General features: G+C 38.9%; 9 protein-coding genes. 2 read left to right on the forward strand and 7 right to left on the reverse strand.

The genetic code is table 11. The annotated features are described in order from the left end of the window. Window positions 1–182: 182 nt before the first annotated feature. The gene (locus F6K54_RS33995; RefSeq protein WP_293087973.1) at window positions 183–1,415 is read right to left on the reverse strand and encodes a bifunctional sterol desaturase/short chain dehydrogenase; all 1,233 of its coding nucleotides are present in this window, start codon (window positions 1,413–1,415) and stop codon (window positions 183–185) included. 384 nt (window positions 1,416–1,799) lie between these two features. Here F6K54_RS33995 and F6K54_RS34000 point away from each other — a divergent pair, with 384 nt between their 5' ends. Beyond that, window positions 1,800–1,925 (forward strand): hypothetical protein, encoded by a 126-nt coding sequence (locus F6K54_RS34000; protein ID WP_293087974.1) that lies wholly within the window; start codon window positions 1,800–1,802, stop codon window positions 1,923–1,925. A gap of 57 nt (window positions 1,926–1,982) precedes the next feature. Here the strand turns inward: F6K54_RS34000 and F6K54_RS34005 are convergent, their stop codons facing one another. From F6K54_RS34005 to F6K54_RS34015, 3 genes are read right to left on the reverse strand one after another with little or no spacing between them, the layout of a single operon-like run. Then, entirely contained in the window at window positions 1,983–2,150 is a 168-nt protein-coding gene (locus tag F6K54_RS34005; protein WP_293087976.1) for a zinc ribbon domain-containing protein, read from the reverse strand. Then, window positions 2,147–2,929, reverse strand: coding sequence for a transposase (locus tag F6K54_RS34010; RefSeq protein ID WP_293087985.1), 783 nt, complete (start codon window positions 2,927–2,929; stop codon window positions 2,147–2,149). Before F6K54_RS34010 ends, F6K54_RS34005 begins: the two co-directional genes overlap by 4 nt. Window positions 2,930–2,933: 4 nt before the next feature. Then, window positions 2,934–3,047 carry a helix-turn-helix domain-containing protein gene (locus tag F6K54_RS34015; protein ID WP_293087977.1) on the reverse strand — a complete coding sequence of 38 codons (114 nt, stop codon included), beginning with the start codon at window positions 3,045–3,047 and terminating at the stop codon, window positions 2,934–2,936. Window positions 3,048–3,197: 150 nt separating this feature from the next. Here F6K54_RS34015 and F6K54_RS43365 point away from each other — a divergent pair, with 150 nt between their 5' ends. Further along, entirely contained in the window at window positions 3,198–3,644 is a 447-nt protein-coding gene (locus tag F6K54_RS43365; RefSeq protein WP_366558308.1) for a Uma2 family endonuclease, read from the forward strand. Between the two features lie 539 nt (window positions 3,645–4,183). Here F6K54_RS43365 and mrdA read toward each other — a convergent pair. The 3 genes from mrdA to F6K54_RS34035 all read right to left on the reverse strand — a co-directional run bounded on the left by mrdA (window position 4,184) and on the right by F6K54_RS34035 (window position 8,656). After that, window positions 4,184–5,971 (reverse strand): penicillin-binding protein 2, encoded by a 1,788-nt coding sequence (gene mrdA / locus F6K54_RS34025; protein ID WP_293087979.1) that lies wholly within the window; start codon window positions 5,969–5,971, stop codon window positions 4,184–4,186. A gap of 119 nt (window positions 5,972–6,090) precedes the next feature. Further along, window positions 6,091–7,341 (reverse strand): transposase, encoded by a 1,251-nt coding sequence (locus F6K54_RS34030; RefSeq protein ID WP_293087981.1) that lies wholly within the window; start codon window positions 7,339–7,341, stop codon window positions 6,091–6,093. Between the two features lie 616 nt (window positions 7,342–7,957). Next, window positions 7,958–8,656, reverse strand: a complete 699-nt coding sequence (locus tag F6K54_RS34035) for an N-acetylmannosamine-6-phosphate 2-epimerase (protein ID WP_293087983.1) — start codon at window positions 8,654–8,656, stop codon at window positions 7,958–7,960. Window positions 8,657–8,970: the final 314 nt, after the last annotated feature.

Raw genomic sequence — 8,970 nt, forward strand, 5'->3', positions numbered from 1 at the left:
GGAGGAGTCAGGAGTCAGGAGTCAGGAGTCAGGAGGGAACAAAGAAGAAGAAAGAAGCAAGAAGAAAGAATAAAGAGGAGGAAAAAGAGAAAGTTTTTTTATCACTAATTATCCGGACATGATATAACTCCCATTTATCCTGACTCTTAACTACTCCCTACTCCCTACTCCCTACTCCCTATTTATTTAGTAGAAGTAAATAATTTAAAGTAAGTAGAAACGAAAAATTCTTTGATAGGAATTGCTACAAAAGTTAAAGGATTAATTGTGACAATAATTGTTCTAACATCTGCTTTTGCTAATTTTACTATCTGTTTTGCTACCCAATCAGCAGACATAAGTCCGATGGGATTAAGATTACTTTTAAACGGACCTAATATTAATTTCCGAATCACACAGGGAGCATCTAATTTTCGTAAAGTAACTAAATCTCCAAGAGTTCTTTTTGTGAGTTCATATAGAGGACTAAATGCTGGAGAAACTTCTGCTTCTGATGTGTTAATCCAGACTTCTTTACAGGCAATATCAGAATTTGTTCTTACAGTTTTGAGGAATATTTCTAACATTCGCCAGCTAGAAAAAGTATTAATTTCGTAAGATTTAGCGATCGCTTCTGCTGTTTTTTCCCCATGTACATTAATGCCATGATTTAATACTAGAATATCTACTTTTTCAAATAAATCTGCTAAATTATTTTCTTGACTTACTTGCCAATTTATGGTATTTATTTCTAACTCTTCACCATCTATATTTAAGGTAATAGTTTGATTCCCAGAAGTAAGGGCAATTACTTTTGCACCTGCTTTGTGAAGATATCGGAGGAGCGATCGCCCCAAACTTCCAGAAGCACCTGTCACAGCAATAGTTTTACCTTTGAGAGAAAGAGCTGTTCCCATAAGTTTATCTACCAGACTCAGAGTACCGCAAAAATAAGCATTTTGATTATCGAAGTGGTGTCGCCAATGATAAGGACGGTTGACAAACCAATTAGTAGGAGGCCCTGAGAATGCACCGGGAAGATGATTTAAGTCTGTAAGTTGTTCAGCATGAGGAATACCAGTAGCACGAGCGATCGCCGGAAACAAGAAACTTAAAGTATAAACAGAACCTGCTAAAGTAGCCCAATGATAAGAAGGTATCCAAACAAAAGTTATTACCCAGAGTAACAGACTAAAAGTCAACATTACCAGAGATTCTGGTACATCGTGATACCAAGTAGCTTTTTGATAAATCTCTGTACTGACAGGAGTCAAGTCTGGGCGGAAAACACGATGATGCCAACCGTGCCATTTATACAAAGGTAACCAAATATGAGAAACCACATGATAAATATCTCGCACCAGTTCCACAAATAATATAGAACCGAGAACCCAACAAATGTTAGCTATCCAAGGGTTGACCAGATAAAACTTCATAAACCTCACTACCAAATATATGAATATACTTTAAACTAACACTATTTCAAGGAAGTCAAAAGTCAAAACCGTTTCACGAAAGTCAAAAGTCAAAGGTCAAAAGTCAAAAGTAAGATTTTACAGGCTCAAAACTTTGACACTACAGTAATTTCAGGAAATTATTTCACATTACCGTTTCACTGAAGTCAAAAGTCAAAAGTAAGATTTTACAGAGCTACAGAACTTTGACACTACAGTAATTTCAGGAAATTATTTTACATCTAAGATTTGAAACTATTTGTGACATCTCTAAGAGGTATGATATCTTGTCCGGACAAGAGTGCGATAGAACTCTGTTCCGCGCTTCGCGTTAACGTTTGCGCCCTTAATTCCAATAGGAAAGTTGTGCCGTTCTTAGAAACCTACGATAATCTATATAAATCTATGATTATCTGTTCTATTCTTGCTTCTACCTGGCAACGTCGGCGTTATCCAGTCCACAAGCTGAAACGGACGAACTGCCCGCCATAGCTAAATTTAATGCTGCATTCAAATCTCGTTCGCGCTAGCGTTGCGGAGCAATCACAGCTAAAATTGCAGTGTTCGCAATTTGATTACGCGCTCTGATAACAACAAAGATTCTTTAACAGTTCCACACCTACTGCAGGTTTTAGAACTAGGAAACCATCTATCAACAATGATTAACTTAGAACCGTATAGCTCACACTTGTACTCGCGCCTGTCTACGAAACTCATAAAAACCCATAGACTAGGGCAGCCTTAGCTAGCTTGTGATTTGCCATCATTCCTGATACATTAAGGTCTTCTATTACTATCTGGCTGTGGTTTTTAGCCAAGTAAGTTGTCAATTTATGCAATGTATCTTTACGGATGTTAGCTATTTTACTGTGTAGTCTAGCTATTTTTAGCTGTGCTTTTTTCCAGTTATTAGATAACTTGGTTTTATGTCTGTTTAAGTATTGCAATCTAGAAAGTTTAGCAACTAAATTTTTGTAGGATTTAGCACCTTCAAAAACCTCCCCAGTTGATAATGTTGCTAAAGCTTTCACTCCTAAATCTACACCAACAACATCTACTAACTTATGTGTAATTTGAGGTTCTTTCTCTATCTTGAAACTAACAAACCATCTATTAGCTTTTTTGCTAATAGTTACAGACTTTGGAATAACATTGTCTGGCAATATTTCAAAAGTTTTTACCCAACCAATTCGAGGTAACTTTATACGATTAAAATCTACTGATATAGAACCATCTAAAGTGAAACTATCATCTCTACCTTTTTTCTTGAATTGAGGTTGTCCTGATAGCGAAGCTCCTCCCTTGGAGGCGACTTTGCTAAAACAACGCTTCCAAGCAACGGATAAATGCCTCAAAGCATATTGAGGAGCTGTTTTAGATACTTCATAATACCAACAGTTATTAGGTTTAACCATTGCTACTAAAAGTTTATGTAAGTCAATTGCAGTAGGAAACTTAAGTTTACTACCAGGATTATTAGAATTATGATTAAGGATGTTTCTAGTTAGCCATAATCCCCAATTCCAGGCGTGACGAGCTACAAAGCGCGTGTTTAGCTAGTAAGGTTCTTTGCTGATTATTCGGATGTAGTTCAGTTTTAAATCCAAGTAACATAAAACAGATAATCTAAGATTTTTATAGATAATACCAGATTTTAGCCAACAGTTACAAGCCTCAGCAAACAAAAAACTTTATCCCTTTTAACCTTTTCTGCCTTCTGTCTTCCTTCCCCCAAAGTGTAAGTACTTAAACGGACATAATATTATGACTCAAGTCCAAGCCGAACCCAAACTATACAACTTCGATCAATTTATCAACTGGTATCCCGAAAACTCACAAGTCCGGTACGAATTACATGATGGAGTAATTATCGAAATCCCCAAGCCAAAGGGAAAGCATTCAAATTTAACAGGTTCCCTAATCGAACAACTACTGATAATTATCAGGCAGATGGGCAAAGGTGGCATTTGGACTATTCCTAGAGAATCGATTGTCAAACCCAAACACGAACGATCAGGTTATGAACCGGACATCATTGTTTTGAATCAAGAAGCGATCGGGGCGGAATTCCGGTGGGAAAGTGAATCAATTATCCAAAATCCTGATTCAGTCAAGTTAATAGTTGAAGTTGTCTCAACAAATTGGCGTGATGATTACTACAATAAACTTCGAGATTATGAGGAAATGGGGATTAATATCATGTCCGGTTGAATACTTAAACTTTGGAGAAGGTAAGGCAGAAGGCAGGAGGCAGGAGGCAGAAGGAAAGAAAAGGTTAGAAGGCAAAAGGTTTTTTTATCACTGATTATCCGGACATGATATAAGGAATATTGGATTGTCGATTATGCAGCGTTGGGAGCGAGAAAATTTATTGGCAACCCTAAGCAACCCACATTTTTTGTTTGTAATTTTGTTGACGGAGAATATCAGATGACTCCATTTACTGAAAACACTGTCATTATTTCCCCGACTTTTCCCCAGTTCCAGTTATCTGCACAGGAAGTTTTTGCACTGGCATAGTATGGCGCAAGTCAAAAGTTAAAAGTTGGGGAGACGCGGAGAGAGGGAGACACGGAGACGGGGAGAGGGGAAAATGTGCAGGTATAGATGGACGCGGGGGTTTTCTAATCATGAATAGAGCGAGTAGATTGAATTAATTTCCATTCCTTATCAAATCTCCGCGTCCCCGTGTCACCGCGTCTCCGTGTCAAATCTTAAACACTTACCCGTGTGAGCCACTCCCCTACTCCCTACTTATTAGCAAAATAAGCATCAAAAATAGCTTTAGCAATTGGTGCCGCACCTACCGAACCGTAACCACCCTCCTCAACTGCAATTGCTACAGCGATTTCAGGATTATTAGCAGGTGCAAACCCAATATACATCGCGTTATCTGCCTGCCCTGGAAGTTCCACCGTGCCAGTCTTTCCTCCAGATAATGGGATAGTACCATCGTTCAACCTCCGGCCAGTACCCTTCCTCACCACATCAATTAATCCTTCGCGCACTGTATTAATAGTTGAAGGTTTCAGACCAGTTTTAATTGATTTAGTAGCTGCAGTGCCAGTTTGAGATGCCAATAAATGAGGTTGCACTCGATACCCACCATTAGCGATCGTACTTACCATCACTGATGATTCTAAAGGAGTTACCAACACCAAACCTTGACCTATACCCATAGTCACAATATCAGCAATATGCCAAGGTTCTCCATAAATTTCTTCTTTTTGTTTAGGAGTCGGGATTTGACCATGATTACCATCTATCCCCAATAGTTTTAAGTCAATACTGCCACCAATACCTAACTCTCGCCCCCACTTAGAAATTACTTCCGGGCCAATATTCACAGCCATTTGATAGAAAAATGTATTGCTACTGTAGGCTAAAGCATCCCTAAAACCAATGAACCCATAACCTCCACTATGTTCGTTAAAAGTGATGCCACCAATAGTCACAGAATTATAAGTTCCCACTTTAGAGTTAGGAGAATACTTACCAGACTGTAGTCCGGCAACAGAAGTAACAGGTTTGAAAGTACTTCCTGGCGGATAACCCTGGAGGGCACGATTCAAAAAGGGCTTACTTGCACCTTGCAGACGTTGCCATTCTGAGGTTGTCATCTTACCAGTAAATAGGCTAGGGTCAAATGTAGGCCCGCTTGCCATTGCTAAGATTTCCCCTGTTTTAGGATTGATGGCAACTGCAGCACCCCGACGGTTTCCTAGGGCTTTTTCTGCTGCTTTTTGAATATCGAGATCGATAGTTAATTTCACTGGTTTGCCTGAAATAGGGTTTTCGACTCCCAGTTCCTGGATTTCGTTACCTTTAGCGTCAACTTCAATCAAACGATTACCCCAAACTCCCTCCAAGGTAGAATTTGCAGTACTTTCTATTCCCATTTTACCAACGATCATTCCCATTGGGTATTTGGGGTTAGATATCAATTCTTCTTTGGTTGCTTCGCCAGTGTATCCAATCAGATGAGCTGCTAAACTGCCATTAGGATAGTGGCGGATATTTTCGGTACGCACTTCTAACCCTGGTGTTTCACCAGCTTTTTCTGCTAATGCTATGAAGGTAGTAGGATCGAGATTAGAAAGGATTCTAACTGCTAGGGGTGAATCATAGCCTACCTCTTCTAGCTTGTTGATAATATCGCTGGCGGAAATGTTTAAAATTGAACCTAATTCTGTTGCAACTTCTGACCACTCTGTAGGCGAGTATTCTTGAGGCCACAAATATACGGAGCGAGAGAGCTGGTTACCTGCTAAGACTTTACCTTTACGGTCGTAAATTGTGCCACGACTCGCTGCCACTGGCACTAGACGAATCCGGTTGTTTTCTGCACGTTCCCGGTTATACTCTCCCTGAATTAATTGTAGTTGTACTACACGATAAGCATTGATGCCAATTAAGCTGGTAATTAGTAGCATCATTGTTAATGCTTGTACCAAGCGACTACGTTTTGATGCAATTTGTTGCGCAGCATTTCTGGCAACGTAAGGAAATTTAAAATATAAACTAATATCTTGAGCCATTATTATTGCATAAGTGTTTCATCTTGATTTTTCTTTACTCCCTGCTTTTTATCCGGAATATTAACCACTTTGTAATAGATATATCTTGAATATTAGACATTTGGTGACATACTCCCACACTAAGCTGGCGCTATAGTGTGGGCTTCTCGTTTCGTAGCCCCGGTATCCCGTCGGGCTCCACGAGCTTTAAGGACGGAATGCCCTGCCGCCCTATTTTTGATATTGATCGCTGCATTTCCTAGGTCATGCTGCGCAAACAAGTCGCGGTCTATTACTATGCCGCAATGCGGACAAGAATGAGTTCGTATGTTTAATTCTTTGGGGACTTTTTCCCCACAGTTTGAGCAATCTTGGCTGGTATTTTTGGGGTTTACTGCCATGGTTTTCTGTCCAGCATTTCCGGCTTTGACAGTTAAAATAGACAGGCATTTTCCCCATCCAGCATTGTTAATTGATTTACTCAAATGAGTCTTTGCTAGCCCTTTGATATTTAAGTTTTCATGGGCAATAATATCCGCTTTTGATAATAATTCATTGGCTGTTTTGAAATGAAAATCTTTACTTTTATCGGCAACCTTTTTATGTTGTTTGGCTACAGCTTTAACAGCCTTGAGCCACCTTTTACTTCCTTTTTTCTTTCGAGATAAACGTTTTTGTAGAGTCTTTAATCGTTTCTGAGATGAGCGATAGTATTGAGGGATGGGGACTGATTCTCCTTCACTTGTTACTAAGAATTCTTTCAACCCCATATCAATTCCTAGAGTGTTTTTTAATGTAGGTTCAACAATAGTAGTCAAAGCTGGAACTGATTTGTCTTCTAGGGATAAAGTTACATAATAACCATCTGCTTTACGACTAATTGTTACTGTTTTAATTATAAACCCTTCTGGTATTGGACGATGCTGAATTAACTTTACCTTTCCAATTTTGGGCAAATGAATTTTATTTCCTTCAATACAGTTTTGTTTAATTTGAGGATAAGTAAAACTACGATAACGTCCTTTTCCTTTAAATCTTGGTTTTCCTAATCTAGTTCCTTTTTTGTCTGTTTTCAACCATCTATCAAAGGCAAGTTTTACCCGTTTAATGCAATCCTGTAAAACCTGAGACTGAATTAGCTTGTATTCCGGAAATTTGTCTTTGGTATTGACTAAATCTTTTTTTTGAGAGTAATAATCTGGAATTTCTCTTAGTTGAGGAATTGGCATCACCAAGGGGCAGGCGTTAACTGGGCAGCAATTTTCTGACCACCATGAGAATCTTTCACCTAACCGATAGTTGTACTGCCGACGCAACAATTCCAACCACATTTCTATGGTGGCTATTTGATATGAGTTGGGCCTTAACTTATATTGGTAGGCAGTGCGCATGGTGGAAAGTTTCCGGGGTTATAGGCAACATGATAATACAAGTTTTTCAACTAGGGCGAAGGTTTTTGCTGGGATAGCATGCAAATTGAATGGGCATCGAACCCGTTCAATTTGCCGCCGATTCAGCTAAGGCAGAGGGCGGAAGGCAGAAGGCAGAAGGGAAAGAATAAGCTGAGAAGGTACAAAGTTTTTCATCAACTAATTATCCGGATTCCATATGAGGACCTTCTGGGTTTTTCAATTATATATTTTCGGATTATAGTTCGTGGTATAGAACACCACATTTTGCCATAAATTAAAAATGAATGGTTATCAGGATAGGTATAAGGCAGATGGCAGAAGGGAAAGAAAAGTTGAAAGGGATCGGGTTTTTTATTACTAATCATCCGGATATGATATTACGCAAAATAAAAAATTATACATCATTTGTAGGGGTTAAGACTGTGTGGTGATTAACGGCAGTTAACTTCTACCTATTAGTGATGGTTATGCGTAAGTCCTGTTATGTTTACTACTCCCCCACTCCCCTACTCCCCTACTCCCCTACTCCCCTACTCCCCTACTCCCTGACTACCCTACTTCCCCCACTCCCCCACTCCCTCACTCCCTCACTACCCTACTCCCACACTAAAGAAATCATCTCCATGTTGTAAGCTTTGACTTTATGATCAATTCCTGTAATATCTGTCCCAACAACAACAGCATTAGCTCCTAAATTTATAGCTTTTTTTGCCATTGCGGGAGAAGCAATACCTCCTTCACAAATTGCTGGCACTTCTAAGTTTTCTACTATCTGTTTTAGTAACTCAAAACCAGGAGGAGATTTGGCGAGCGTTTGCTCGGTATAACCATACAGAGTAGTGGCAACAAAATCTGCACCTGTTTCTACAGATAATTGGGCTACTTCTATAGTATCTACATCTGCCATTACTGGTTTTCCTAATTCATTATGAATACGAGTAATTAATGTTGCTAAAGTTTCTCCTCCCGGACGTTTTCTGGTAGTAGCATCAACAGCAATAATATCTGCTCCGGCCTTGGCGATCGCTTCTGCATCTGAAAATTGAGGGGTAATATAAACTTCAAATCCTGGTATTTGTTGTTTCCACAAGCCAATTATTGGTTGAGTAATTCTCTGTCGCACTGCTCGAATATGGGATGGTGTATCTATTCTCACTGCTGAAGCTCCCTGATTTATAGATGCTTGTGCCATAGCTGCAATGACTTCTGGGTGATGTAAAGGGGAGTCAGTGGGAGCTTGACAAGAAACTATTAAACCTTTTGGTAATGATATATTGGAGTATTTATTAGTCATAATTAAATAATTCTTTTGTCTAAATGTTAGAGCTAATTTATCGGTTATAAGTAGTAGATAAATCTATGTAAGCAGTATCAATAATTATAGAAACTTTCACATATATAGACTACAGTTGCTAAAGCATTTTTTTACTCCCTATTCCCTTATTTATAAGTAGGGCTTGCTGATTAAATATCAAAGCATTGACTGATATTGGTAAGTGCCTTTTTTGGCCTTTGAAAAGTGCAAGCTTTTCGGTCTAAATAGCTGCATAAAGCTAGTATTTTGGGATGATTATGGCAGAAAAATTACTCTTACAATTTTTACGACTA

This window comes from Okeania sp. SIO3B5 (genome assembly GCF_010692555.1).
Taxonomy (GTDB): Bacteria; Cyanobacteriota; Cyanobacteriia; order Cyanobacteriales; family Microcoleaceae; genus Okeania.

Excerpts from the sequence above, each read along its gene's own strand:
- F6K54_RS34030 (WP_293087981.1), bottom strand. The coding sequence starts at position 7,341 with ATGCGCACTGCCTACCAATATAAGTTAAGGCCCAACTCATATCAAATA.
- F6K54_RS33995 (WP_293087973.1), bottom strand. The coding sequence starts at position 1,415 with ATGAAGTTTTATCTGGTCAACCCTTGGATAGCTAACATTTGTTGGGTT.
- mrdA (WP_293087979.1), bottom strand. The coding sequence starts at position 5,971 with ATGGCTCAAGATATTAGTTTATATTTTAAATTTCCTTACGTTGCCAGA.
- F6K54_RS34015 (WP_293087977.1), bottom strand. The coding sequence starts at position 3,047 with ATGTTACTTGGATTTAAAACTGAACTACATCCGAATAATCAGCAAAGA.
- F6K54_RS34005 (WP_293087976.1), bottom strand. The coding sequence starts at position 2,150 with ATGAGTTTCGTAGACAGGCGCGAGTACAAGTGTGAGCTATACGGTTCT.
- F6K54_RS43365 (WP_366558308.1), top strand. The coding sequence starts at position 3,198 with ATGACTCAAGTCCAAGCCGAACCCAAACTATACAACTTCGATCAATTT.
- F6K54_RS34035 (WP_293087983.1), bottom strand. The coding sequence starts at position 8,656 with ATGACTAATAAATACTCCAATATATCATTACCAAAAGGTTTAATAGTT.